Origin of the sequence: Massilia sp. LMS1-1-1.1, assembly GCF_040815535.1 — a bacterium.
Classification (GTDB): domain Bacteria; phylum Pseudomonadota; class Gammaproteobacteria; order Burkholderiales; family Burkholderiaceae_D; genus Janthinobacterium; species Janthinobacterium aestuarii.
Window position 1 is genome coordinate 474,242 of sequence record NZ_JBFPNG010000045.1, and the last position, 26,650, is coordinate 500,891.

18 protein-coding genes are annotated in these 26,650 nt (G+C 60.5%); 7 read left to right on the plus strand and 11 right to left on the minus strand.

Annotation, left to right across the window (positions count from 1 at the left end; genetic code table 11):
- The first annotated feature begins 48 nt into the window (after window positions 1–48).
- The gene (gene glnE / locus MRBLMS1_RS24065; RefSeq protein WP_485882469.1) at window positions 49–2,802 is read left to right on the plus strand and encodes a bifunctional [glutamate--ammonia ligase]-adenylyl-L-tyrosine phosphorylase/[glutamate--ammonia-ligase] adenylyltransferase; all 2,754 of its coding nucleotides are present in this window, start codon (window positions 49–51) and stop codon (window positions 2,800–2,802) included.
- A gap of 13 nt (window positions 2,803–2,815) precedes the next feature.
- Window positions 2,816–3,580 carry a YoaK family protein gene (locus MRBLMS1_RS24070; protein WP_139090166.1) on the plus strand — a complete coding sequence of 255 codons (765 nt, stop codon included), beginning with the start codon at window positions 2,816–2,818 and terminating at the stop codon, window positions 3,578–3,580.
- A gap of 181 nt (window positions 3,581–3,761) precedes the next feature.
- On the opposite strand, the gene gap is transcribed toward MRBLMS1_RS24070, so the two are convergent.
- A complete protein-coding gene (gap, locus tag MRBLMS1_RS24075; protein ID WP_046685413.1) occupies window positions 3,762–4,772 on the minus strand; it encodes a type I glyceraldehyde-3-phosphate dehydrogenase in 1,011 nt (336 codons plus the stop codon).
- Between the two features lie 76 nt (window positions 4,773–4,848).
- Window positions 4,849–6,846, minus strand: coding sequence for a transketolase (gene tkt, locus MRBLMS1_RS24080; protein WP_456148633.1), 1,998 nt, complete (start codon window positions 6,844–6,846; stop codon window positions 4,849–4,851).
- A gap of 196 nt (window positions 6,847–7,042) precedes the next feature.
- On the opposite strand from tkt, the gene MRBLMS1_RS24085 reads away from it, so the two are divergent.
- Entirely contained in the window at window positions 7,043–7,768 is a 726-nt protein-coding gene (locus MRBLMS1_RS24085; protein ID WP_485882473.1) for a 16S rRNA (uracil(1498)-N(3))-methyltransferase, read from the plus strand.
- Window positions 7,769–7,871: 103 nt separating this feature from the next.
- On the opposite strand, the gene MRBLMS1_RS24090 is transcribed toward MRBLMS1_RS24085, so the two are convergent.
- Both MRBLMS1_RS24090 and MRBLMS1_RS24095 read right to left on the minus strand, forming a co-directional pair.
- A complete protein-coding gene (locus tag MRBLMS1_RS24090; RefSeq protein WP_485882475.1) occupies window positions 7,872–10,937 on the minus strand; it encodes a TonB-dependent receptor in 3,066 nt (1,021 codons plus the stop codon).
- 590 nt (window positions 10,938–11,527) lie between these two features.
- Complete coding sequence (locus MRBLMS1_RS24095; RefSeq protein ID WP_485882477.1) at window positions 11,528–12,316, minus strand: tetratricopeptide repeat protein; 789 nt, start codon at window positions 12,314–12,316, stop codon at window positions 11,528–11,530.
- 417 nt (window positions 12,317–12,733) lie between these two features.
- On the opposite strand from MRBLMS1_RS24095, the gene MRBLMS1_RS24100 reads away from it, so the two are divergent.
- Window positions 12,734–14,365, plus strand: coding sequence for an NAD(P)/FAD-dependent oxidoreductase (locus MRBLMS1_RS24100; protein ID WP_485882479.1), 1,632 nt, complete (start codon window positions 12,734–12,736; stop codon window positions 14,363–14,365).
- A gap of 79 nt (window positions 14,366–14,444) precedes the next feature.
- On the opposite strand, the gene MRBLMS1_RS24105 is transcribed toward MRBLMS1_RS24100, so the two are convergent.
- The 7 genes from MRBLMS1_RS24105 to glnA all read right to left on the minus strand — a co-directional run bounded on the left by MRBLMS1_RS24105 (window position 14,445) and on the right by glnA (window position 24,884).
- On the minus strand, window positions 14,445–17,261 hold the full coding sequence (locus MRBLMS1_RS24105) for a TonB-dependent receptor plug domain-containing protein (RefSeq protein ID WP_485882481.1): 2,817 nt from the start codon (window positions 17,259–17,261) through the stop codon (window positions 14,445–14,447).
- Window positions 17,262–17,562: 301 nt separating this feature from the next.
- Window positions 17,563–18,936 carry an ATP-binding protein gene (locus MRBLMS1_RS24110; protein WP_485882483.1) on the minus strand — a complete coding sequence of 458 codons (1,374 nt, stop codon included), beginning with the start codon at window positions 18,934–18,936 and terminating at the stop codon, window positions 17,563–17,565.
- A 134-nt stretch (window positions 18,937–19,070) separates the two neighbouring features.
- Window positions 19,071–20,036 (minus strand): magnesium/cobalt transporter CorA, encoded by a 966-nt coding sequence (gene corA, locus MRBLMS1_RS24115; RefSeq protein WP_128140454.1) that lies wholly within the window; start codon window positions 20,034–20,036, stop codon window positions 19,071–19,073.
- A gap of 146 nt (window positions 20,037–20,182) precedes the next feature.
- A complete protein-coding gene (gene ntrC, locus MRBLMS1_RS24120; RefSeq protein ID WP_128140455.1) occupies window positions 20,183–21,670 on the minus strand; it encodes a nitrogen regulation protein NR(I) in 1,488 nt (495 codons plus the stop codon).
- 48 nt (window positions 21,671–21,718) lie between these two features.
- The gene (glnL, locus tag MRBLMS1_RS24125) at window positions 21,719–22,807 is read right to left on the minus strand and encodes a nitrogen regulation protein NR(II) (RefSeq protein WP_128140456.1); all 1,089 of its coding nucleotides are present in this window, start codon (window positions 22,805–22,807) and stop codon (window positions 21,719–21,721) included.
- A gap of 5 nt (window positions 22,808–22,812) precedes the next feature.
- A complete protein-coding gene (locus MRBLMS1_RS24130) occupies window positions 22,813–23,295 on the minus strand; it encodes a DUF4124 domain-containing protein (protein WP_128140903.1) in 483 nt (160 codons plus the stop codon).
- A gap of 173 nt (window positions 23,296–23,468) precedes the next feature.
- Window positions 23,469–24,884: a type I glutamate--ammonia ligase gene (gene glnA / locus MRBLMS1_RS24135; protein WP_029496182.1), complete on the minus strand. Its 1,416-nt coding sequence runs from the start codon at window positions 24,882–24,884 to the stop codon at window positions 23,469–23,471.
- A gap of 385 nt (window positions 24,885–25,269) precedes the next feature.
- Between glnA and MRBLMS1_RS24140 the strand changes: the two genes are divergently transcribed.
- From MRBLMS1_RS24140 to MRBLMS1_RS24150, 3 genes are all read left to right on the plus strand, one after another.
- Window positions 25,270–25,731: a rhodanese-like domain-containing protein gene (locus MRBLMS1_RS24140; RefSeq protein WP_485882487.1), complete on the plus strand. Its 462-nt coding sequence runs from the start codon at window positions 25,270–25,272 to the stop codon at window positions 25,729–25,731.
- Between the two features lie 143 nt (window positions 25,732–25,874).
- Entirely contained in the window at window positions 25,875–26,234 is a 360-nt protein-coding gene (locus MRBLMS1_RS24145) for a type II toxin-antitoxin system RelE/ParE family toxin (RefSeq protein WP_485882489.1), read from the plus strand.
- Window positions 26,231–26,515 carry an XRE family transcriptional regulator gene (locus MRBLMS1_RS24150; protein ID WP_070303349.1) on the plus strand — a complete coding sequence of 95 codons (285 nt, stop codon included), beginning with the start codon at window positions 26,231–26,233 and terminating at the stop codon, window positions 26,513–26,515. Before MRBLMS1_RS24145 ends, MRBLMS1_RS24150 begins: the two co-directional genes overlap by 4 nt.
- Window positions 26,516–26,650 lie beyond the last annotated feature (135 nt).

Genomic DNA, 26,650 nt, shown 5'->3' on the forward strand with positions numbered 1-26,650 from the left:
GTTAAACAAGAACATGCACGCCGCATCCACGAGACACTTACCGATACCATGAGCACACAGCCTTTGATTTCCGCCTCCCGTTTCTACCAGCGCTGGCTGGACGCCGCCCCCGAGCGCGCCGCGCAGGTAGCGCAACTGGTGCGCGCGCCGCTGGACGGGCTCGATTTTGCCGCCGAGCTGGCCGCCCAGGCGAACGCCGCCACGCCGCCGCTGCCGCCCGAGCGGGCCATGCGCCGCCTGCGCAACCTGCTCGTCTGCGGCCTGATCGCACGCGATCTGGAAGGCCGGGCCGACTTGAACGAAGTCGTCACTGCCATGACAGGCTTTGCCGATTTCGCCATCCGCACGCACGTGGACGCCATCATGGCCGAGATGGTGGCCCTGCACGGCATGCCGGTCGGCGAGGAATCGGGCGAGGAACAGGCCTTGATGGTGCTGGCGATGGGCAAGCAGGGCGGCGGCGAACTCAATGTTTCGTCCGATATCGACCTGATCTTTGTCTACCCGGAAGATGGCGACACGCAAGTCACCGTACCGGGCCAGCGCAGCCTGTCCAACCACGAATTTTTCATTCGCATGGGCAAGAAACTGATCGCCGCCCTGGCCGAAATCACGCAGGATGGTTTTACTTTCCGCGTGGACATGGCCTTGCGCCCGAACGGCAACTCGGGCCCGCTGGCCGCCAGCCTGGGCATGGTGGAGCAATACCTGATCGTGCAGGGCCGCGAATGGGAGCGCTACGCCTGGGTCAAGGCGCGCGCCGTGACGGGCAAGCCCGAAGATATCGCGTCACTTGACGCCATCGTGCGCCCGTTCGTCTTCCGCCGCTACCTCGATTTCGGCGTCATCGACGCCATCCGCACCATGCACGGCCAGATCCGCGCCGAGGTCAACCGCCAGGAACGGCTGCATCCGGACCGCAGCAACAACGTCAAGCTGGGCCGCGGCGGCATCCGCGAAATCGAATTCCTGGCCCAGGTATTCCAATTGATACGGGGCGGGCGCGACGCCGAGCTGCGTGACCGTTCCACACGCGCCACCTTGCGCACGGTCGCGGACAAGGGGCTATTGGAACCGGCCATCGTGGAACAACTGCTCGGCTCCTACACCTTCCTGCGCAACCTCGAACACCGGCTGCAGTATCTTGACGATGCGCAAACCCATACCCTGCCCGCCAACGACGCCGACCGCCTGACCGTGGCGCAGATGATGGGCTTGCCCGACACCGCCACCTTGCTGGCCCAGCTGGAAGCGCACCGCGTGTTTGTCGCCGGCCAGTTCGACGAGATGTTCAGCGACAAGAGCAGCGGCACGCCGCCGGCCGACACGGGCATCGACCCGCAAACGTCGAACGATTGCGCCGCCTCGGACCAGCAGGAAGCCATCGAAGCACGCTTTGCCGCCCTCGGTTTCCATGAACCGGCCGCCTGCGCGCGCCGCCTGCTGGCCACGTGGCAAGCGCCCCGTTTGCAGTCCTTGCCCGAGGCAAGCCGCACGCGCCTCGTCGCCCTCGTCAATTCCGCCCTGCCCCTGATCACCGATTGCTCCGTGTCCAACGGCAATGCCAGCCAGCTGGCCACCCTGGGCCGGCTGCTCGATTTCCTGGAAGCCATCGCGCGCCGTTCGGCCTATCTGTCGCTGCTGACGGAATACCCGCATACGCTCGAGCGCGTCGTGCGCATGGTGTGCGCCAGCGGCTGGGCCGCCACCTTCCTCACGCAGCACCCGATCTTGCTCGACGAACTGTTAGACGAGCGCATCCGCAACACGGTGCCCGACCCGGCCGCCCTGGCGCTCGACCTGCAGCGCCAGCTCGACGATGCGCCCGGCGACACGGAGCGGCAGATGGATATCCTGCGCGAAATGCACCACGCACAGCTGTTCCAGTGCCTGGCGCAAGACCTGGCGGGCGACCTCAGCGTGGAAAAGCTGGCCGACTACCTGTCGCAACTGGCCGACATCATCGTCGCCGCCACCGTGCAAGCCGTCTGGCAAACGTTACCCACACGCCACCGCGACGTGCCGAAATTCGCCGTCATCGCGTATGGCAAGCTGGGCGGCAAGGAACTCGGTTATGTCTCGGACCTCGACGTCATTTTCCTCTTCGACGACGACGACCAGGAAGCGCCGGGCCTGTACGCCAAGCTGGCGCAGCGCTTCATTACGTGGATGACCTCGCACACGTCGGCCGGCATTTTGTTCGACATCGACATCGCCCTGCGCCCCGATGGCGCCTCGGGCATGCTGGTCTCCAGCGTGCAGGCGTTCGAGCGCTACCAGGGCAGCGCGGCCTGGGTGTGGGAGCACCAGGCGCTCACGCGCGCGCGCTTTTGCGCCGGCGACGCCACCATCGGCAAGCATTTCGAGCGCATCCGCGACACGATCCTGCGCAAGGAACGCCCGGAAAACGGCCCGCTCAAGGGCGAAGTGGTGGCCATGCGCAAGAAGATGCTCGATGCCCATCCGCCCCGCCACGGCAGCTTCGATTTGAAGCAGGATCCGGGCGGCATGATCGACATTGAATTCATGGTGCAATACCTGGTGCTCCAGCATGCGACGCAGTATCCGCAGCTGACGGCCAACTCTGGCAATATCGCCCTGCTGCGCCTGTGCGGCGAGCTGGGGTTGATCGACGCCCAGCTGGCCGCCCAGGTCGCCGACGCCTACCGCGCGCTGCGCAAGCTCCAGCACCAGTTGCGCCTGCAAGGGCAAGACCTGGCCCGCGTGGAACCGGAACGGGTGCGCGTGCATGCGGACAACGTGATGCGCCTGTGGCAAGCCATCTTCGGCGCCACCGCCTGAGGCCGGCCCGGGCATGCCGCTCCATTACCTGTCCCGGCTGAGCGGATCGGCGCGCGATACGCAAGCCAACCTGCAGCTGGGCTGCGTGCTGGCGCTGGTGGCCGGCGCCGTGAATGCGGGCGGCTTTCTTGCCATCGGCGGCTATACCTCGCACATGACGGGCATCGTTTCGGGCATGGCGGACGACCTGGCGCTGGGCAATATCACGGTGGCCCTGGCCGCGCTGGGCGCGTGGCTGGCCTTTGTCAGCGGCGCGGCCGTGACGGCCATCATGGTGAACTGGGGCAAGCGGCGACGGCTGCACAGCCAATTCGCCGCCAGCCTGATGCTGGAAGCGGCGTTACTGCTGATGTTCGGCTTGACGGGAAATTACCTGGCCACCATGCCCGACGTGCTGGGCCCCGTCACCATCTTGCTGCTGTGCTTTGTCATGGGCTTGCAGAACGCCATCATCACCAAGATTTCGGGCGCCGTCATCCGCACCACGCACGTGACGGGGCTGTCCACCGATATCGGCATCGAACTGGGCAAGATGGCGTATTACAACCGGCGCCACCTGCCGGACCGGATGGTCAAGGTCAACCGCGGCAAGCTCAGAACGCACAGCCTGCTGATCGCCTGCTTCTTCATCGGCGGCGTCAGCGGCGCCCTGGCCTTCAAGCACATCGGCTTTCCCGCCGCCACCATCCTGCTCGCCGGCGTGCTGACCCTGCTGTCGGGCGTGCCCGTGCTGCGCGACTTGCGCCTGCTGTGGCGTTTTTATAGGCGCCGCTTGTAGGTACACCTAACAAAACCTACTGCGCGTCGCGCTTTGCGGCCGGCGATGCTCACCGTACTAAAGTACGGTTGCGCTTCTCGGCCACAAATCACTGCCGCTCGCTACGGTTTTGTTAGGCGTCGCAAATTCACGAATGAAAAAAAACGCCCCGAAGGGCGTTTTTTCTTATGCGGTCAAAAAATTACTTGGCCGACATCAGTGCAACGGTGGTGTCGAGCATGCGGTTCGAGAAACCCCACTCGTTGTCGTACCACGACGATACTTTCACCAGGCGACCCGACACTTTGGTCAGGGTCGAATCGAAGTTCGACGAAGCCGGGTTGTGGTTGAAGTCGATCGAGACCAGCGGTTCGGTCTGGTACGTCAGGATGCCTTCCAGGGCGCCTTCCGAAGCGGACTTCATCAGCGCGTTGACTTCTTCCACGGTGGTGTCGCGCTTGGCGATGAACGACAGGTCGACCAGCGAGACGTTGATGGTCGGCACGCGGATGGCGAAGCCGTCCAGCTTGCCATTCAGCTCAGGCAACACCAGGCCCACGGCGGCAGCGGCGCCCGTCTTGGTCGGGATCATGCTCATGGTGGCCGAACGGGCGCGGCGCAGGTCTTCATGCATCACGTCGGACAGTACCTGGTCGTTGGTGTAGGCGTGCACGGTGGTCATCAGGCCCGTTTCGATGCCGATGGCGTCGTTCAGCGGCTTGACCAGCGGTGCCAGGCAGTTGGTGGTGCACGAAGCGTTCGAGATGACGGTGTCGGTCGATTTCAGTACCGAGTGGTTCACGCCGAACACGACGGTTGCATCGACGTCCTTGCCGCCTGGTGCCGAAATGATGACTTTTTTCGCGCCGCCCTTCAAGTGAGCCGAAGCTTTCTCTTTGGTGGTGAAGAAGCCCGTGCATTCCAGCACGACGTCCACGCCCAGCTCGCCCCATGGGATTTCAGCAGGATTGCGCTGTGCGAATACGCGGATCGGATCGCCATTGACGATCATGTTGTCGCCTTCGACGGTGACCGTGCCCGGGAACTTGCCGTGCGCGGTGTCGTAGCGGGTCAGGTGGGCGTTCGATTTGGCATCGCCCAGGTCGTTGATGGCAACGATCTGGATATCCTGTTTCTTGCCGCCTTCGTAGAAAGCGCGCAACACATTACGGCCGATGCGGCCGTAGCCATTGATTGCAACTTTGATCGTCATACTCTGCTCCTGATTAAAAAAGAAGGTACATGCACGGCCCCGACGAGCACATCGCCAGGACCGTTAAAAATCAATATTAGCCAGCGATAACGGCTTTCACCTTGGCGACGACGTTCTCGACCGTAAAGCCGAAGTGCTTGAACAGCACGCCGGCCGGGGCCGATTCGCCAAACGTGTCGATACCGACCACGGCGCCTTCCAGGCCCACGTATTTGTACCAGAAGCTGGTCACGCCCGCTTCGATGGCCACGCGTGGCACGCCTTTCGTCAGCACGCTGGCCTTGTAGGCGGCGTCCTGGCGATCATACACGTCGGTCGACGGCATCGACACCACGCGCACGGCGATGCCTTCGGCGGCCAGCGCGCTGGCGGCGGCGACGGCCAGTTCCACTTCGGAACCGGTGGCGATCAGGATCGCCTTGGCGTCGGCCACGTCGTTCAGCACATAGCCGCCGCGGTAGATGTTCTCGATCTGTTCGGCGCTACGCTCTTGATACGGCAGGTTCTGGCGCGAGAAGATCAGGGTCGACGGGCCATCCTTGCGGCGCACGGCGGCGCCCCAGGCTGCAGCCGACTCGACGGTGTCGCATGGACGCCAGTTGTCCAGGTTCGGGATCAAGCGCATCGACGAAACGTGCTCGACCGATTGGTGCGTCGGGCCGTCTTCGCCCAGGCCGATCGAATCATGGGTAAACACGAAGATCGAACGCAGCTTCATCAGGGCGGCCATGCGCAGCGCATTGCGGCTGTAGTCGGAGAACGTCAGGAACGTGGCGCCGAACGGGATGTAGCCGCCGTGCAAGGTGATGCCGTTCATGATGGCGCTCATGCCGAATTCGCGCACGCCGTAGTTGATGTGGTTGCCAGGCTGGCCCGAACGCACGGCCACGCACTCTTTCCAGTTCGTCAGGTTCGAACCGGTCAGGTCGGCCGAGCCGCCGAGGAATTCCGGCAGGGACGAAGCCAGCGCCTGGATGGCGTTCTGGCTGGCCTTGCGGGTAGCGATGTTTTCTTTCTTTTCCACGCAGGAAGCGATGGCAGCCGACAGGGCCGTTTCGAATGCCTGTGGCAGATCGCCCTGCATGCGGCGGGTCAGTTCAGCGGCTTGCTGCGGGAATTCGCGGCTGTAGGCGGCAAAGCGCTCGTTCCAGTCCGCTTCCAGCAGGGCGCCCTGCTCTTTCGCATCCCAGGCCGCGTACACGTCGGCCGGCATCTCGAACGGAGCGGCATCCCAGCCGATGTATTCGCGCACGGCAGCGATTTCCTTGTCGCCCAGTGCGGCGCCGTGGACCTTGTCGCCGCCTTGCAGGTTCGGCGAACCCTTGCCGATGATGGTCTTGCAGCAGATCAGCGTTGGCTTCGATGCGGTCTTGGCGGCGGCGATGGCGGCAGCCACGGCGGCAACATCGTGGCCGTCGACGGCGCGGATGACGTTCCAGCCGTACGCTTCGAAGCGCGCCGGGGTGTCGTCCGTGAACCAGCCTTCGACTTTGCCGTCGATGGAAATGCCGTTGTCGTCGTACAGGGCGATCAGTTTGTTCAAGCCCAGGGTGCCGGCCAGCGCGCACACTTCGTGCGAAATGCCTTCCATCAGGCAACCATCACCGACGAAGGCGTAGGTGTAGTGGTTGACGATGTCGTGGCCAGGCTTGTTGAATTCAGCGGCCAGCAATTGCTCCGACAGGGCCATGCCGACGGCGTTGGCGATGCCCTGGCCCAACGGGCCGGTGGTCGTTTCCACGCCTGGCGTGATGTCGACTTCCGGGTGGCCCGGGGTTTTCGAATGCATCTGGCGGAAGGCCTTGATGTCATCCATCGACAGCTCGTAGCCAGTCAGGTGCAGCAGCGCGTAGTGCAGCATGGAGCCGTGGCCGTTCGACAACAGGAAGCGGTCGCGGTTCTGCCATTTCGGGTTCGCGGGATTGTGGCGATAGTGACCACTCCACAGGGCAACTGCGATCTCGGCCATGCCCATCGGCATGCCAGGATGGCCGGAGTTGGCCTTTTGTACAGCGTCCATTGCCAGTGCGCGGATCGCATTGGCCATTTTGGTAGTCGGGAGCGTAGTTGTCATGATGGTGTGGGTCAGTCGCGAGTTTGGGATTCGGTTGCAACAGCACGGACAAGAAAGAACCCAGGCCGGCTGCTTTATGTAGTCAACTATTTTACCAGACTGGGGGGCCGCAAATTAGAATTGCGGCGTACTGGCCAGCCAAATGGCTATACTTTGACGTCTTTCCACCCCACTTACTCCCCCGTTGAGGATTTGCATGCCGCGTTTTTTCTGCCCCCAGCCGCTCGTCGCCGGCGCCACCGTCTCCCTGCCGGAGGCTGTCGCCCACCATATTCAGGTCGTGCGCCTGGCGCCGGGCGACGTCATCACCCTGTTCAATGGCGAAGGCGGCGAAGTGCAGGCGAGCCTGGTGGCGGTCGCCAAGCGCAGCGTGACGGCGCAAATCCAGGCGCACGTGGCGCGCGAGGCGGAACTGCCTTACGCCGTGACCCTGGCGCAAGCGCTGCCGGAAGCGTCCAAAATGGACTGGATCATCGAAAAAGCCATCGAACTGGGCGCGGCCGGCATCGTGCCGCTGTCGGCGCAGCGCTGCGTGGTGCGCCTGTCCGCCGAGCGGGCCGAGAAGAAACTCGCGCATTGGCAAGGCATCATCGTCTCCGCATCGGAACAATGCGGGCGCAACCGCCTGGCGCAGCTGGCGCCATTGCAAGACTTTAATAGCTGGAGCAGCCAGCAAGATTTACATAAACGCATCATCCTGACGCCGCGCGCGCAGCAGCCGCTGGCCGACTGGGCGCGCCACCAGCCGCCACAGGCGATCACCGTGATGGTGGGGCCGGAAGGCGGGTTTTCGGAAGCAGAGGAAAAGGCGGCCCTGGCCGCCGGCGCCATCGGCCTTTCCATGGGGCCACGCATCTTGCGCACGGAAACGGCGGGCCTGACGGCGCTGGCCACGCTGAATGCCTTGTGGGGCGGGATGTAATACGTCGGCAATAACGACAGACAATAAAAAAACCGCCGGCTGCACCGGCGGTTTTTTTATGATCGCCTTGCCCATTCGCATGGGCAAGGCCTATCCAAGTCGATTAGAACTTGTAGTTGTACTCTGCGGTCAGTTTCACAGCGCGTGGCGCGGTGTAGCTGATGACGCGGCCGTACGTTTGGCTGACGTTGAAGTTACCACGAGCAACGTTGTAGGTTTCGTCGATGGTTTGTGCCGTTTGTTTGTTAAACACGTTAAACACATCCACTTTCAAAGCCAGGCCGCTGATTTGCTCTGGACGGTAGGTCACGTTGGCATCGAAACGCACATCCCATGGCAGTTTGCCGAAGGTGCCGCGTGGTGCTTCCTTGCCATCGCAATAGAAGTAGACCGAACCGTAGTTCGCTACGTCGTTTGGCAGATCAGGACGGTTACCGAAGCAGCTGCGTGGACGACCCGAAGCGATCAGGGCATTGCCGCCGACGCTGATCTGATTGGTCAGCTCATAGAAGCCGAACGCTTTGATCTGGTGGGTACGGTTGTTTGGCAGCAAGCCATCCGCGCCCATCATCAGCTCTTTGTTGTCCCAGCTCGAAGTTGCAGCCACGTCGGTTTGTGCATTATCCGAACGGGTTTGACCTTCGGTGTTACCCGTGCTGCGCGACCACGTGTAGTTGATACGGCCATACCAGCCATTGCGCATCGGATGTTCTGCAAACAGATCGATTGCGGTGTACGTACGCTTGGCTTTTTCGAAACCGATATCGGCAGCCTTCAGATCGACGCGGGTGTAGTTCGATTGCGTACCAGCGAAATCGACCCAGAAACTGTTGTCTTCGCCTGGATTGAACGAAGCGCAGTTAAAGCCGCCGTAGTTCGACGTATCGATGCCTTTAGCGGCTGCGAAAGCATAGATCTGACGGTCATCGCAGAAGTCATCGATCGTTTGGCGCAGTTTGCGATAGGTAACCTTGGCGCCAAAATTCAAGCTAGGCGAGTACGCTTTCTCGAAACCGACCGTCAATTCATCCTGATACGTTGGCTTGATATCGATCGCGCTCAGGGTCTTGACATCTTTCGACTGGCCCAGTTCGTTGTTCGTCGAGAACTCAGGCGTCAAAGCATTCAGACCCGTCGGACGACCGTACTGATCGGTACCGGTGTAGGTGTAGTACTGGTTGGTGAACTTCGAGCGACTTGCGCCACGCACGGCCAAGTGGGTCGGGATTTGCACGGCATAACGACCAACGCTACCGTACACTTTCAACGACGCATCACCATTCACGTCCCAGGCAGCAGCCAGACGTGGAGACAGCTGGTTCTTGATTTCCAGGAAGGTTTCGCCGTCACCGTTCTTGTTTTTAAACGATTCGCTGCGCAGACCAACGGTCACCAGCACGTCTTTCGTTGCCTGGTAACGGTCTTCGAGGTATTGAGCCGACTGGTCCGAGTACGCATTGGTCAGCGTGTTGTACAGCGTGCTGCCAACGTAGTAACCTTGGGTACCCAGGCCGCCGCCGCTGGCCACCGGCACGCGATAGCCACCGCCGAAGTTGGTCGCTGCCAGTGGATTGGCAACCTTGCCGTACGTCCACAGACCGCCGCCAGCTTGCACATCACCAGCATTCACGGACGACAGCTTGTTGTTGTCCAGGCCGCCACGAATCGTGTGCTTGCCCAGCTTGTATTCCAAGTCGATACGCGACGATTTGATCTTGCTTTGCGCATCATCACCTGGGATCACGCCACTCAGCACTTGCGGGCTGGAATAGTTCAGGCCAGGTGCACGGGCATTCGAAGGCGCGGTGATCGAGAAGATATCCGCAGGAGCGCTGCCCACTGCATCAAAGCGGTTCTTGTTCTTGGTTTTGCTTTCGCCGTACACGGCGGTGACAGTCAGGTCATCGGTCAGATTACCCGTGTAGCGCAGAATTTGCGATTCGGCGCCGACGTTAGGCGAGAACGTTGCATCATTTGTATAGTGCTGCGATGCCGTTTGCGCGCCGCGCAGAGCGGTTCCGTAGTCATACGCATACAGTTGACGGTCCGACTTGCCTTCATCACCGAGGAAGGTGGCTTCCAGGCGATGATTGTCCGTGATGTTCCAGTCGAACTTGGCGATGTAGCGGTCGATCGTATCCTGATTCGATGCAAAGCCGGTGGCTGCATTCGATGCCGAGGTACGGGTGCCGTTGATGCGTTCCCAATCGGTTTTCTTGGTTTCTACCGCAGCGAACATGAACAGCTTGTCCTTGATGATCGGACCACCGACGTAGGCGCCGTAGGTCTTTTCAGTCTTGCTGTTTTCCGAGTTGCGACGGAACAGGGTGCCATCGGTCGTGGCATTTTCAGGACGACCCGTTACTGGGTAGTAGCTGTCGCGGTATTTCGCGCGCAGATTGTCCGGCTCGATGCTGACGCTGGCGCCAAATTCCCAATTATTCGTACCGCTCTTGGTGGTGATATTGACCACGCCGCCAACCGAACGGCCGAACTCGGCGCCGAAGCCGCCGGTCAGGATCTGTGCCTGGGCGATCGCGCCGAAAGGCAGTTCCGATGCGCCCAGCTGTGTCAGTGGGTTGGTAACAGGGAAACCATTGATGTAGTACGCGTTTTCGGACGCGCCACCACCACCGAAGGATGCGCCGGCCGCGTAACGCGAGTCGGCACGGGTGGTGTTAGGTGCCAGCTGAATAATCGCTGCAACGTTTTGCGCGATAGGCAGACGGGCTAATTCTTTGGCGGTAAAGGTCGCGCCATTGTTGGAGCTGGAGACGTCGATACGGTTGCGGCGGCCAGTAACCTGAACCGCTTGCACGCCGGGAGCCGCCGTTGCGGTGACAAACGAGGCATCCACACCCTGGCCAACCAGGACATCGACTTCGACCGTTTTGCTGACTTGGCCATCACGTACCAGTTCCACTTTGTAGTGGCCTGGTGGCAAGGCGGTGGCGAAATAGCGGCCCGATGCATCAGGCACCACGATACGCTTGGCGCCCGTGTCCGTATTCAGCAGAACAACCGTGCTGCCAGCAGCGGCTTCAACGTTACCGTAGATATTACCGGCAGCGTTCGATTGAGCCATGGCTGCAGGAACTACGGCAGCGGTCAAGGTTGCAGCACCAAACGCGATAGACAACGCGCGTACTAAAACAGTTTTTCTAAACATGTGGTTTCCTAATTATTATATTAAGTGTTATGGGGTACCTCTGATAGAGAGACCCGACAAAGTTAAGCACTAAATCATGTTCAATACGTTTTTATTTTCGGTTTTAGTTTTCAATTAATTTCACTCTCAACCCACACTGATAGCGCAGATCCCCAAACGAATAGTTTTAGAAAAAAATTATTCGCTTAAGCAATACATAAAACCATATTGCCTGCATTAGTGTCAATACAATAGCTTGTCACATGTGCGTAAAAGCAACAGCTCTGAGAGAGCCATCTTTGACAGGAAGGGGTGTCTGAAATAGAGCATGCGCGCACTATTTTGGTGCAATGCAAAATAAAGAATATGTATATACGAAAAACCAACTTCAGCTCGCGCTCAATCATGCGGTTTGAGGCGTTTTTGCTTTGCGTAAATGCACCGAAGTGGCAACGCAACATAGGTGCAGGCAGGTTGCAGATGGGCGCGATGGCGTCCGAGGAAAGGAAGGGAGAGGAACAGAAGCAGAGACCTTGGTGTTGCAACAATACAACATTCCCTTGGATCTCCACTTCTGTGTTTCATTGCAGGAGCGTACGGATTCTTATTTCTTATTTCTTATATGAAGTCGTGAACATGGAATGTTCCATATTTCGTCTAGTAGTTTCCAATACACGAATTTCATTATCCGATGTTATTTTATCCTGGATCAGTTTCTTGTCATATTCGGTCGCATATAATTCAGTCGATTTTTTCCAGGCACTGCTTTCACTGGAAATGCTTTGCTCTATCGCTGCCGCATCCGTCAAAATATTACCGTAGACTTTATTAATCAACGCAGCAGAACGGGTAAATTCTTCATTATTCATCAGTTGGAGAATTTCCGGCTTGATAGTTTTATCCGCAGGAGCGACGCTACGCAAATTGACGATAAAACGCCCATAACACTCAGTCCAGGTGTTTATCTTGGCATTAACTTTGCGTATGTCTTCATTGCTGGTCGATTTGGCGGGAATTTGGGGGCGCTCGCAACCATAACGGGAGTATGCAGCACTACCACCATCAAAGCTCGTCGTGTAGTAGGCGATATCGGCGCGATGGGCTTTGCGCTCTTGCACCAGCGCGAGCGAAGCGGCAGCTTCCGGATGTCCTTTGGCGGCAGCCTGCTTCAGCCAGTAAGCGGCCTTTTCCGTATCCTCCGCCGTCCCTTCGCCAAAGCCGTACATTTCACCGAGCTGCAGTTGCGCATTCACATTCCCCGCCTCGGCTAATTTATTAAAGATTTGAAAAGATTTGTAAAAATCCTTGTTATCCCATAATTTCTGCGCATCGCTCAATTCATCCGCATACGCAGCCCCGAACCCTGCCAGCAGCAACATGACTAAAGTTAATTTTTTCATCTTCACGCCCGTTAAGAAAATTAGAGATTCAAACCCTGGCTGATCACTTGAAGATGCCTAACGCCAGATCAGTAAGGGCCGCACATCAGCAGTTAATCCTAAGGCACAATTTGTTATTTTGCAATTTGTAATTGATTGAAAATCGCGGCAAAAACCGTAATCAGGCTTGACCTACAGAGTGCCACACGGCAATAACGAGAGGCTGAGAAATCTGCGCATGAACAGATTTTGTTGCAAATAAATTACACCCCGCCCCCACCACATTGTCATTTCCACCAAAAAAATTTGTTGACAATCCGTACTTTATCATCACAGCTCACTGTCGATAGGCCAGGGAGTCCGGGTAAAATAGCGCCTTGCCGTACAACACGCATTCACCATGGGGCCTAGACAGCCCCCAACCTTGGACCTATCATTATGTTACGACTCAACGAAGTAAAACTCCCCCTCGAACACGACGAAGCGGCACTGCCCGCCGCCATCCTGGCGCGCCTCGGCATCGCCGCCGATGAACTGCTCGGCTTTACCGTCTTCAAGCGCAGCTATGACGCGCGCAAGCGCAGTGCCGTGGTGTTGATTTACTCGCTGCACGTGGACGTCAAGAATGAAGCGGCCGTGCTGGCGCGCCTGGGCCACGATATCCATTTGATGCCCGCGCCCGACACCGACTATAAATTCGTCGCCGGCGGCGAACAGCTGGCCGGCCACAGCAATGAACCGCGCCCCATCGTCATCGGCACGGGCCCGTGCGGCCTGTTCGTGGCGCTGATCCTGGCACAGATGGGCTTGCGCCCCCTCATCCTGGAACGGGGCAAGCAGGTGCGCGAACGCACGGTCGACACCTTCGGTTTCTGGCGCAAGCGCGAACTGAACCCGGAATCGAACGTGCAGTTCGGCGAAGGCGGCGCCGGTACCTTCTCGGACGGCAAGCTGTACAGCCAGATCAAGGATCCCAAGCACTACGGCCGCAAAGTGCTGACGGAATTCGTCAAGGCGGGCGCGCCTGAAGAAATCATGTATGTGAGCAAGCCACACATCGGCACCTTCCGCCTGGTCAAGATGGTGGAAGAAATGCGTGCGAATATCGAACGGCTGGGCGGTGAATACCGCTTCAGCAGCAAGGTGGTCGATCTCGACATCGAGCCAGGCAGCGATGGCGGCCAGGTGCGTGGCGTGGTGCTGGACAATGGCGAAACCATCGCCAGCAACCACGTCGTGCTGGCCATCGGCCACAGCGCGCGCGACACCTTCGAAATGCTGCACCGCCGCGGCGTGTACATCGAAGCGAAACCGTTCTCGATCGGCTTCCGCGTGGAACACCCGCAATCGCTGATCGACAGCTGCCGCTTCGGTCCCAGCGCCGGCCACCCGATCCTGGGCGCGGCCGACTACAAGCTCGTGCATCACGCCAGCAATGGCCGCTCCGTCTACAGCTTCTGCATGTGCCCGGGGGGCACGGTGGTGGCGGCCGCCTCGGAACCTGGCCGCCTGGTGACGAACGGCATGAGCCAGTACTCGCGCAACGAGCGCAACGCCAACAGCGCCATCGTCGTCGGCATCACGCCAGCCGACTATCCTGGCGACCCGCTGGCCGGCATCGCCCTGCAGCGCGAGCTGGAAGAGCGCGCGTTTGCCTTGGGCGGCGGCAACTACGATGCCCCAGGACAATTGGTCGGCGACTTCGTGGCCGGCCGCGCCTCGACGGAATTTGGCAGCGTGGTGCCGTCGTACAAACCAGCCGTGCACCTGACGGACCTGGCGCCGTCCTTGCCCGAGTACGCGATCACGGCCCTGCGCGAAGCGTTTCCGGCCTTCAACAAGCAGATCAAGGGCTATTACAAGGCCGACGCCGTGCTGACGGGCGTGGAAACGCGCACCTCGTCGCCGATCCGCATCAAGCGCCGCGACGACGACCTGCAAAGCCTGAACACGCGAGGACTGTTCCCCGCCGGCGAAGGCGCCGGCTATGCGGGCGGCATCCTGTCGGCGGCCGTCGACGGCATCAAGGTGGCCGAGGCGGTGGCCCTGTCGATGGCGGCGGGCCGCTAGGCCTCGCCCTCCCCGCCCTGCGGCGGGACGAAAAAAAACCGGCACTCAGTGCCGGTTTTTTGATGCCTGCGTACCTTGCTTAAAACTTGTACGAAGCGTTCAGGTAGCCCGTACGGCCGCGCGGATCGTAGTAGCGGTCGTCATAGCCGAATTGCTGGCCGCGGTTCGCGCCGGCCGTCGATGGCACAAATGGCGGGCTCTTGTCGGTCAGGTTCAGCAGGCCGGCGGTCAGGACCCAGCTCTTGCTTGGGGTCCATACCGTCTGCCAGTCGAGAGTCGAATAGAAACCCACCTGCATGCGGATCTTTTCCTGGCCCGTCACGGCGCCCGACGCGTCGAGCACGTCAACCGACGTTTCCTGATCCTTGTAGCCGGACAGGAAATTGACGGTCAGCGAGTTGGACCAATTGCCCGTTTTCAGGGTGTTCGTCCACTGGCCGCGCGTGCGGAACGTCACCGAGCCCAGATCGGCGAAGTTGCCCAGCGCCGAATAATACTTGCCGTTGCGTTCCAGCTGCACATCCTCGCGCAGCATCTGCGTCGCGTTCAGCTGCGACGTGAACAGGCCGATGCCGGAGCGGTAACGGGCGCTGACATCGATATCGACACCGGTGGCAAACGACTTGCCCAAGTTCTGGTTGTCAGCCAGGAAGGCCAGGTAGGTAGTCCCCGTGCCTACGTCCTTGTTGACGCCCCAGGATTTCGGGAAGTTGGCCGGATTGGCAAATACCAGCTGTTCGGTCAGTTGGCCGAAGGAATCGCGGATCTGCACATGCCACAGGTCCGCGCCCAGGGTGATGGCGCTGATCGGCTCGTAACGGAAGCCGATGGTCGCCTGTTTCGATTTCTCAGGCTGCAATTCGCGGTTGCCGCCGGCCAGCTGGTCGTACTGGCGATTGCCTGGCTGGCATTGCGCATTGAGACGCGTGGCGATCGCCTGCAAGGCTGGCGAGCACGTGTACTTGTCGCTGGTGACGCCATAGCCGCGCTGCAAGGCATTCACTTGCGGCACTGTCGGCGCATGGAAGCCATTGCCGACCGAACCGCGGATCAGCAAGGTGGGTGCCGGCGTCCACTTGAAGCTGGCCTTGGCCGTGGTCGCACCACCAAAGTCCGAGAATTCATCGAAACGCAAGGCGGCGCCCAGCTCCAGCTCTTTCAGCACAGGCGCGATGACTTCGCCAAAAATGCCCTTCGACGTACGGCTGGCGCTGTACGGCTGGCTGCTGGCCGCGTCGCCGAAACGCTGGTCGCATTCCAGCCCTGTCGTGCCGCCGCACAAGGTGCCCTTCACGGGATCGGCCAGGATGCCTTGCGCAAACGGACTTGGCTTGGCGGAGAATTCCTCGCGGTTGATGTTCACGCCCATGCCCAGCATCATCGCGCCGCCAGGCAGTCGCCGCAGTTCCGTCGAGCCATTCAGGTTGATGGTTTGCAGGCGCGAAGTGCCGCCGTCCCAGTAACCGGAGTACGCGGCCGACTTGATGGCTTCCTGTGCCGCAGGGGACTGCTTGCCCGGGCCGACGAAGGGGTCGAGCAAGCCGCTCGACGTAAGGTTATTGACGGCAATGGCGCCAGGATAGCCGGAAATACTGCCTTTTACGCGGCTTTCGGAGAAGTTATAGGCAGCGTTATAGTCCCAGCCCGCGAGAATGCCGCGCGTGCCGACCACCACACTGGCAAAATCTGCCGTATCTTTCGAGGTACGCTGGCCCATGTCGAACAAGCGGTAGAATGCCGTGCTGTCGCCGGTGATACCCGCTGGCACCAAATACTTGTCATGCAGCGGCGTGCCCGCATCGACGGCGATCGCGCCAGGTACGGGAGCGATGCGCGAAGTCTGTTTGGTGCGTGACAGCAATACGTCCGCATACACTTCCTGGCCGGCGATCTTGAAGGTGCCCGACGCCATGAAGTTGTCCCGCTTGCGCTCCGGATAAATTTCCAGGTCCTTGGTGAAGTCATAGCCGCAATAGTCATCGACCAGGCCGCTGCCATCGTTATACGGTTCGATCACGCGAAACGTCTTTTCCGGGCAGGAACCGTTGGCCTTCTGGTAAGGGCTGATCAGTTGGCCATTGTCATCGGTGGCATTGGCAGGAATCGGGCTGGCCGAAAACTGCTGTTTCTGATAGCGCTTGCCATTGGCCGAGAATTGCACCTTGCCCGTGTTGGCGAACTTGCGGTCGACGGAAGCGAGCTTGTCGCGCTCGTCGTGGCCAAAGGTCAGCACCACGTTGTAGCCATCTTCGTCCAGGTTGCCAAAGCCCTTGGTGGCGCTGAGGCGTTTTTCACGCGCACCGTTTTTGGGTGCGGAATAACCGATGGTCACATCACCGATCGTCGTATCGTGCTTGGTAATGAAGTTGACCACGCCGGCGATGGCATCGGCACCGTACAGAGCGGAAGCGCCATCGGTCAGCAGTTCCACGCGTTCAATTGCCGAGATAGGGATCGAGTTCAAGTCGAAACCGGCGGCGAAACCCGTCAGCGTCTGGCCGCCGAACTGGGCCAGGCGTTTACCGTTCAGCAAGACGAGCGTACGCGTCTCACCCACGTTATGCACGGAAATACCGGAGAAGCCGAAGGTGCTGCCGCCAACCGAGGAACTTTCGCTGGTGGCGCCCTGGGCGGAAGAGAGTTTCTTGACCAGATCGGTGACCGAGGTGGCGCCCGATGTGCGGATGGCTTCGGCGGTCAGGACGGTGACCGGCAAGGCGCCTTCGGCCGCGATACGTTTGATCGACGAGCCGGTGACTTCGACGCGCTGGATTTGCGCATCGGCGCCCTGCGCATCTTGTGCGATCGCGGACTGCGAAACAACGGACATGGCGGCAACGACACCACCGGCGCAGACGATGCGAACAGCACGAGAGATGACGGTTTCTTTAAGCATGGTGAACCCTTTTTCATTTGTACGGTTATATATGACTCCGGATTTGTTACCGGATTGCACTCGTTCATCTAAAGGAAACGTCTCGCACGGCACCCGCTCAGGCACCGTGAAGTTCGCTGGCACACTTGTACAGAAATGGCACTAGGCGACTAAAAGTCAACTAGACAACTACATAGAATCACGGCAAGAATATGAGTGTCAACAGAACTCAGCATGCGTATGGCGTACATACAACATGTGAAAAACGGAGGCGGCTTGGGATGGGACGGCTTCTCCCCGCTAGACGGGAGGCCGCGCGGTGTCAGTTGGCCAGCGGCAGCCTGATCTGTATATGACAGCCAGGAGTGCAGTCGATGGCGCACACCTGGCCGCCCAGTTGCTGCACGATGGTGTAGACGATGTGCATGCCCAGGCCGGAGCCGCCCTGGCCACGCTTGGTGGTGAAAAACGGTTCAAACATGTGTTCGCGCACGGCCGGCGCCAGGCCGATGCCGTCGTCGGAAAAGTCCAGCAGCAGCCAGCGCGCATCCGCGCCATCGCCGTCCGCCTCGATGCGCGCGCGTATCGTGATGCGCCCCGGGCCGCCCTGCGGATAGCCGTGGCGGGCGCTGTTCATCAGCAGGTTCGAGAGGATTTGCGACAGCTTGCCGGCCGCCAGACGCACCTGGCAATCGGGGGCGATATCGAGTTCCACGCCCAGCGCCGCCTTGCGCAGTTCCGGGCTGTGCGCCGACACCAGGCCGTGCACGTAGTCGTGCAGTGCCAGGTCGGCCACGTATTCGCTGACCTGGTCCACGGCCAGTTGCTTGAAATTGCCGATCAGGTCGGCGGCGCGCGCCAGATTGCGCTCGATCAGGGCCGCCGCTCCCTTGAGCGACTCGGCAATGTCGATCAGTTCGGCGCGGCTGACCTTGGCGCCGCCCAGCAGCTGCACCAGCTGGTCGGCATAGCTGCCCATGCTCGACGCCGCCGTCAGCGCCACGCCGATCGGCGTGTTGACTTCATGCGAGACACCGGCCACGAGCGAGCCAAGGGCCGCCATCTGTTCCTGCTCGATCAGGTTCGCCTGCGCCGCCACCAGCGACTCGGTGCGCACGCGCACGATTTCTTCCAGCTGCTGGGTGCGCTCCTGGTGCTGCAGCTCGGCCGCGCCGCGTGCCGAGAAGATCGACAGCAGCAGCAAGGCCAGCAGGCGCTTGTTTTCATCGATGGGCCGCGTGTCGATGGCCGACAGGATGCCCAGGGTCTTGCCATCGGTATCGATCAAGGGCATGCCGACATAGCTTTCCGCATGCATGTCGACCAGGAGGCTATCAAGTGGAAAGCGACGCTGGATATCGCTGCCGTGAAAACACATGCTCTGGCAGGTCACGTCCTGGCAAGGCGTGTGCTGCAGGCTGTATTCGATATTCGGCTGGTAGCCGTCACCGCCCCACAGGGCCAGGGTGCGGATGCCTTCGCTGCCATCGTCCATGCGCACCAGCCGCCCGGCGATCACATAGTGCACGTCGAGCGCTTCGGCCAGGTCCTTGACGAGGATGCGCAGGAAGTCGTCGCCACGGGCGTGCGCCGTCGAGGCGGTGATCGAGCGCAGAGCCGCCTCCGCCAGGGTGCGCCGCTGCTCGGGATCGAACAGGGGTTCTTGCGAATTCACATCAAACAACGGAATACTCATGAATGCTCCTGCGCAGCACGGAAAGCGCAGGCACAGCTGCCGGCGCGGCGATCCTCAGCAAAGGCCCGGGTCAACGGACTTGCCGCGATTGTACCCCCGGCTATTGCTTAATAATACAGATACACAGGAATTTTTTATAGCCAACCGGAGCGCTTGAACAAGTAATACATATAACCGCAGACACAGCTCATCACTGCCACGGCGGCCGGATAGCCATACTGCCAGTCCAGTTCCGGCATGAACTTGAAGTTCATGCCCCAGATGCCGGCAAATGCCGTGAACACGGCGAAAATAGCGGCCCAGGCCGCCAACTGCTTGTTCACTTCGCTCTCATCGATGGCCACCATCGACAGATTCACCTGGATGGCCGTGCTGATCGTGTCGCGGATGGTGTCGAGCGTACCGTTGATGCGCGCCAGATGGTCGTGCACGTCGCGGAAATACTCCTGGGTATCGTGGCACAGCGGCGGCACTCTCCCGCCGTGCAGCTTGCCCACCGCTTCCATCAGGGGCGCCACCACATGGCGCAAGACCATGACCTTGCGTTTCAATTGATACAGCCGTTCGATATTGTCGCGCTCGGTGCCACGGTCGAAGATGCGGTCCTCGATCAGTTCCAGCTCCGATTCGAGCGCGTCGAGCACGGGAAAATAACGGTCGACGACGGCGTCCATCAGCGCGTACAGCACGAAGGCCGAACCCTGACGCAGCAGATGCGGCTCGCGCTCGGCGCGCGCGCGCACGCCGAGGAAACCTTGCGAGCTGTTGCTGCGCGACGAGAGCACGTAATTGGCGCCAACAAAAATGTCGACTTCGCCCAGCACCAGTTCGTTCTCGACCATTTCCACGGTTTTCACGACGGCAAACAGGGAATCGCCATACTCCTCGATCTTCGGACGCTGGTGGCCCCGTTGCGCATCCTCGACGGCCAGTTCGTGCAGGCAAAACTCGTGCTGCATCTGTTTCAGCTCGTCCGGCGTGGCGTCGAGCAAGGCCACCCAGACGAAGCAATCGGGGCGCTCGACGTAATCGCTGATGTCGTCGATCGGCAAGTCGGCCAGTTTTTTGCCATCCTGGTAGGCCACGCAGTTAATCAGCATACAGTTCCACAATGAAAGTTAAGACCGGACGAAACAGTCCGGCAGGCGTCAGCTTACCTTATCGACTGCACTTGTTGTGGGTGTTGTGGCGTGCGAGGAACGCCAGGAGGGGAAGCGGACGGGGCGGAGCCCCGTCCGGACGGCAATCAATCGTCCTTGGCGCCGTCGATGCCCAGTTCGGATATCTTGCGGGTGATGGTGTTGCGGCCGATGCCCAGGCGCACGGCGGCATCGTTCTTGCGCCCGTGCGTATGCTTGAGCGCCGTCTTGATCAGGGCCGACTCGAACTGCCGCCCCAGCACGGCCATGACTTCCTGTTGCCCCGCGCCCAGCATGCCGGCCGCCTGCAACTCCAGCAAGCCGATCCAGCCCGGCGGCGCGCCGTTGGCGGGCGCGGCAGCTTCAAAGACCTGGCCGCCGTGCGGGTGGGCAACGGCTGCCGGCGCAGCCTCTCCCGCCACCGTGGCCGCGCCATCGCCCTGCCCCTGCGTCAATTCCAGCGGCAAATCCTTGATTTCCACCGTCTGGCCCGGCGCCATCACGGTGATCCAGTTGCACAGGTTTTCCAGCTGGCGCACATTGCCGGGCAAATCGAGGCCGCTCAAGAACTGCATCGTCGGCTCGCTCATGCGCTTGGCTTCCACGCCCAGCTGGCGCGCGCTTTGCACCAGAAAGTGGCGCACCAGGATGGGGATATCCTCGCGGCGCTCCCTCAAACTGGGCAGGCGCAGGCGGATCACGTTCAGGCGGTGATACAAGTCTTCGCGGAACAGGCCGTCGCGCACGCGCTGCTCGAGGTTCTGGTGCGTGGCCGTAATGACGCGCACGTTCGCCTTCATCGGCTGATGGCCGCCGACGCGATAGAAATGGCCATCGGACAGCACGCGCAGCAAACGCGTCTGCAAGTCGAACGGCATGTCGCCGATTTCATCGAGGAACAGAGTGCCGTTCTCGGCTTGCTCGAAGCGGCCCCGGCGCGTCGTCTGCGCGCCCGTGAAGGCACCGCGTTCGTGGCCGAACAGTTCGGACTCGAGCAAATCCTTCGGGATCGCCGCCGTATTGAGGGCAATGAACGGCTGCGCCGCGCGCGGACTGTGCTTGTGCAGCGCGCGCGCCACGAGTTCCTTGCCGGAACCGGATTCGCCCGTGATGAGCACCGTCACGTTCGATTGCGACAGGCGGCCGATGGCGCGGAAGACTTCCTGCATGGCCGGCGCTTGGCCGAGGATTTCCGGCGTTTCCGACGGGCCCGATTCGACGCTCGTCTCGCGCAGGCTTTCTTCGAGCGCGCGGCGGATCAGCTCGACAGCCTTGTCGATATCGAAAGGCTTGGCCAGGTATTCGAAGGCGCCGCCCTGGAAGGCTGCGACGGCCGAGTCGAGGTCGGAAAAGGCCGTGATGATGATGACCGGCAAGCCGGGAAAGCGCGACTTGACCGTCTGCAGCAATTCCAGGCCGGACGCGCCCGGCATGCGGATATCGGACACGAGCACTTGCGGCGTGTCAAATTCCAGCGCGGCGATGGCGTCGCGCGCATTGGCAAAACTCTTGGTGGCGAGATTTTCCCGCGCCAGGGCTTTTTCCAGCACCCAGCGGATTGATTCGTCGTCGTCAACTATCCAGATTGGCTTCATTAGTGTGTGCGTCCCGCAATGGATTTCATGGGTGGGATACCTCCTCGCTTATGGCAAGGGTAGAACGATCCTGAAATCGGTGTATCCAGGCCGGCTTTCGCACTCGATCACGCCCAGGTGCTGTTGCACGAAGGTTTGCGCCAAGGTCAGCCCCAGCCCGCTGCCGCCTTCCCTGCCCGACACCAGCGGGTAGAAAATCCGGTCGCGGATCTGGGGTGCGATGCCCGGTCCATTGTCAATGATATGCAAGTCTAATGCCAGGTTGTAGCGGACCTTGGCCAGGGTCACCTGGCGCGCCACGCGCGTCTTGAAAATCAGCTCCGCATCGCCCGCATCGATGCGTTCTGCCAGCGCTTGCGCCGCGTTGTGCGCGATGTTGAGCACGGTCTGTATCAGCTGCTCCTTGTCGCCGCGGAATTCAGGGATCGAGGCATCGTAATCGCGCGAAATGGTCAGACCGCTGGGAAATTCAGCCAGGATCAGGCTGCGTACCCTTTCGCACACTTCGTGGATATTCACGTCACCGACGATATGCGGGCGGCGGTGCGGCGCCAGCAAACGGTCGACCAGGGTTTGCAGGCGGTCCGCTTCCTTGATGATCACCTGCGTGTATTCGCGCAGCTCGCTCAGGTGCAGGGCCGGCAATTCCAGCTCCAGCAGCTGGGCCGCGCCGCGGATGCCGCCCAGCGGGTTCTTGATTTCATGCGCCAGGTTGCGGATCAGCTCCTTGTTGACCTGGCTCTGGTCGAGGATGCGCTCCTCGCGGTCGAGTTTGAGCTGCTGCACGTTTTCGCGCAGCTCGATCAGCACGCCATCGCGCGGCGCGTCGAGCGCACTGATGATGCTGTGCACGCGCAACGGCTCGCGCCCCAGGCGCTCCAGAGTCAGGTCCTGGCGCAAGTCGGAAAATTTATGTTCGAGCGCCTGCGCGCAAATACCGGCCAGCTCGTCGGGATTCAAGAACAGCGCCGTCAGCTTTTGCCGCGACAGGGCTTTCAATGAACTTTCCAGCAGGTTTTCCGCCGCCGCGTTGGCATAGCTGATGCGGCCGTCGCCGTCGAGCAGGATCACGGCTGAAGCGAGCAAATCAAGGCCGGCCAGATGGGCCGGGCGGCTGGAATGGTTGTCTAGTGTCATGTGCTTTACCGAATATTCGCGATCTCGCGTTTCAGGGCCTCGACGTTCTGCTGTGTCCGGCTAATGTTGTCCTTCAACTGCGCCACTCGTTCCTGGTATTTCGCATAGTTACGCTCATTGCCCTGGCGCTCGGGCTGGCCGCCATTGAACTCCAGGCGCTGCGCCGCCAGTTTCTGCTCTTCGCTGCGCAATTCGTCCTGCAGGATCTGGCGCCGGTCCAGGTCGCGCGCGCGCTGCTCGGCGCCATCGACCTTGGGAAACGCACCGGCGGCAGGCGCCGCCGTGGCTGCCGCCTGCGTGGCGGGCCGGGCAGGCGCGCCGGCCAGCGGCGCCGTCTTGCGGGGCGGCTCCGTCATGGCGCCTGGTAAATCGAGCAGCTGGCAATGCGCGCCAGCCCGCTTGTCCGTGTACGTCTTGTGTCCTTGCGCATCGGCGCACACATACAACTGCCCGTGCGCCTGTGCTGCCGCGCCCAGCAATCCTGCCATCAGCGCCATTCTGTAATGCTTGGTCAATCTCCACTCCTGTCGGCGCGTGCCGCATCGTTCCTGGGCCGACTATACAACAACGCACTGTGGCGCCATAACAAAAAACGCGGGCAAGACCATCGCCTCACCCGCGTTTTTTTATACACTACCGGCGCATTGCCGGCGTGGCGCCATTACAGCGAGTAGTACATGTCGAACTCGGCAGGATGCGTGGTCATGCGCATGCGCTGTACGTCCTGCATTTTCAGTTCCAGGTAAGCATCGATCATCGAATCGCTGAATACGCCGCCACGGGTCAGGAACTCGCGGTCCTTGTCCAAGGCGTCCAGTGCTTCTTCCAGCGAAGCGCACACGGTAGGGATCAGTGCGTCTTCTTCCGGCGGCAGATGGTACAGATCTTTCGAGGCGGCTTCGCCCGGATGGATCTTGTTGGCAACGCCGTCCAGACCAGCCATCAGCAGTGCGGCGAAGCACAGGTACGGGTTCGCCAGTGGGTCCGGGAAGCGCGCTTCGACGCGGCGGCCTTTTGGATTGGCCACGTGCGGGATACGGATCGAGGCGGAACGGTTTTTCGCCGAGTACGCCAGTTTCACTGGTGCTTCGTAGCCTGGTACCAGACGCTTGTACGAGTTGGTGCCCGGGTTGGTGATCGCGTTCAGTGCCTTGGCGTGCTTGATGATGCCGCCGATGTAGTACAGGGCGAAATCGGACAGGCCGGCATAGCCGTCGCCAGCGAACAGGTTTTTGCCATCTTTCCATACGGATTGATGCACGTGCATGCCCGAACCGTTGTCGCCAACGATAGGTTTCGGCATGAAGGTGGCGGTCTTGCCATAGCTGTGCGCCACGTTCCACACCACGTATTTCAGGTTTTGCGTCCAGTCGGCGCGCTCGACCAGGGTCGAGAACTTGGTGCCGATTTCATTCTGGCCGGCGCCGGCGACTTCGTGATGATGTACCTCAACCGGGATGCCCAGCGATTCCAGAATCAGGCACATTTCCGAACGCATGTCCTGGAAGCTGTCCACTGGTGGTACCGGGAAATAGCCGCCCTTGACGGTAGGACGGTGGCCGCTGTTGCCGCCTTCGATGTCCTTGCCGGTCGACCACGAACCTTCGTCCGAACCGATCTTGACGAAGCAGCCCGACATGTCGATCTTCCAGCGCACGCTATCGAAGATGAAGAATTCTGGCTCAGGGCCGAAGTAGGCGGTGTCGCCCATGCCCGACGATTTCAGGTAGGCTTCGGCGCGTTTCGCGATCGAGCGCGGGTCGCGGTCGTAGCCCTTGCCGTCCGACGGTTCGATCACGTCGCACTGCATGAACAGGGTCGTTTCTTCCATGAACGGGTCGATATTGGCCGTGTTTGGATCCGGCAGCAAGATCATGTCGGAAGCTTCAATGCCTTTCCAGCCAGCGATCGAAGAACCGTCAAAGGCGTGGCCCGACTCGAATTTGTCCATGTCGAAGTGCGACACGGGAACCGTCACGTGCTGCTCTTTACCACGGGTATCAGCAAAGCGGAAATCAACGAATTTGACTTCGTTTTCTTCTACCATCTTCAAGACTTCTGCGGCTGTCATTGCCATGCGTATCTCCTAAATGAATGTGGGGTGAGCCGACCTTAGTGCGTCTGGGCTGATGAAGCGAAGCAAACATTGCGTGCCACCAAAACTCATAAGGATCATAGCAGATTCCATGCCAGCTTCTGGTGGGATGTCGCCGCCCAGGTCAAAACCCGGGCATCCCAGTGAAAGTTTTCCTGTCCGCGATTTTCCTGCTGCGTTTGCGTCAAATCAAGAATGCACTAAGCAAGTGCAAAAAACGAATAACGCACCATTATCGTGCATTTTGCACCGATTCTTGAAAAATGCTTTGTTATGGTGCATGCGCCGTGCACCGTGGTTTCCCGTTTGCGGGGCGCGGACGGCGCACTATAATCGACCATACCTACCCACTTTCATCGAGGACGCCATGACCACCGCCGCCGACATCCTGACCACCGCCCGCAGCCGGGCCAATGAAGGTACGCCGTATGCCGGCGCCGTCACGCCGCAGGAAGCGTACGACCTGCTGCAGCGCGATGCGGCCGTCAAGCTCATCGATGTGCGCACGAATGCCGAGCGCGACTGGGTGGGACGGGTCGACATCGCCGATACCCAGCATGGTGCGGTGCAGTGGGCCACCTACCCCGGTGGCGTGCCGAATGCCGACTTCCTCGCGCAACTGGCCGCCCAGGCTGGCAAGGATGAAGTGCTGCTGTTCCTGTGCCGCTCCGGCGTGCGTTCGCGCCACGCGGCCAAACTGGCGACCGAACATGGCTACCTGCACTGCTACGACATCCTCGAAGGTTTTGAGGGCGACAAGGACGCCGACGGCCACCGCAAGCAGATCGGCGGCTGGTGCAAGGCGGGGCTGCCGTGGCTGGGTGCCTGACTATCTGAACAGTGTTTGATCTGGCGGGCCACCCTGGGGTCCGCTATCGGCTACAACCATCCATGCGCGCCCGATATCTTCAAGAGCGGCGCAAATTCTCCTTGCAAGTATGTACCTTATATAGTACAACATAGGGGTGCGTCATGGATGCTTCCGGCTTGCGGCAGATTACCCTGCTGTTCTATGCGAACGGCAATGGCGGCGAACCCGTGCGTGACTGGCTCAAGTCGTTGCCGGTTGAAGAGCGCCATGTGATCGGACAAGACTTGATGCATGCGCAATGGCGCTGGCCCGTGGGCATGCCCCTGTGCCGCCATCTGGGGCAAGGATTGTCGGAAGTACGCAGCAGCCTACCCGGCAACCCCGGCAACCGTTTCGCCCGCGTGCTGATCTGCCATCACGGCGATTGCCTGGTGGCGCTGCACGGCTTTATCAAGAAAACCCGCGCCACGCCCGATGACGACCTGGCGCTGGCCCGCAAACGCTACAAGGAACTGACATGAACGCCACCGCTCCCCACCTCGGCAGCAGTCTCGACGACTTCCTCAAGGAAGAAGGCATTTTCGAGCAAACGCAAAACCGTGCCATCAAGGAAGTGATCGCCTGGCAACTGACGCAGGCGATGCAGGAACAAGCGATGTCGAAGACGCGCATGGCGGCCCTGCTGCAGACGAGCCGCTCGCAGCTCGACCGTCTGCTCGACCCCAGCAGCGACGTAACCCTGTCGACCCTGGAGCGGGCCGCCGCGCTGGTCGGACGCAAGCTGTCGATCACCCTCATTTAGTACGCCTATCAAAACCTACTACGCGTCGTAATTTGCGGTCTGCGATGCTCACTGTACCTTCGTACAGCTGCGCTTCTCAACCACAACTTCCTTCCGCTCGCTACGGTTTTGTTAGGCGTTGTTAAGCGAGTTAAT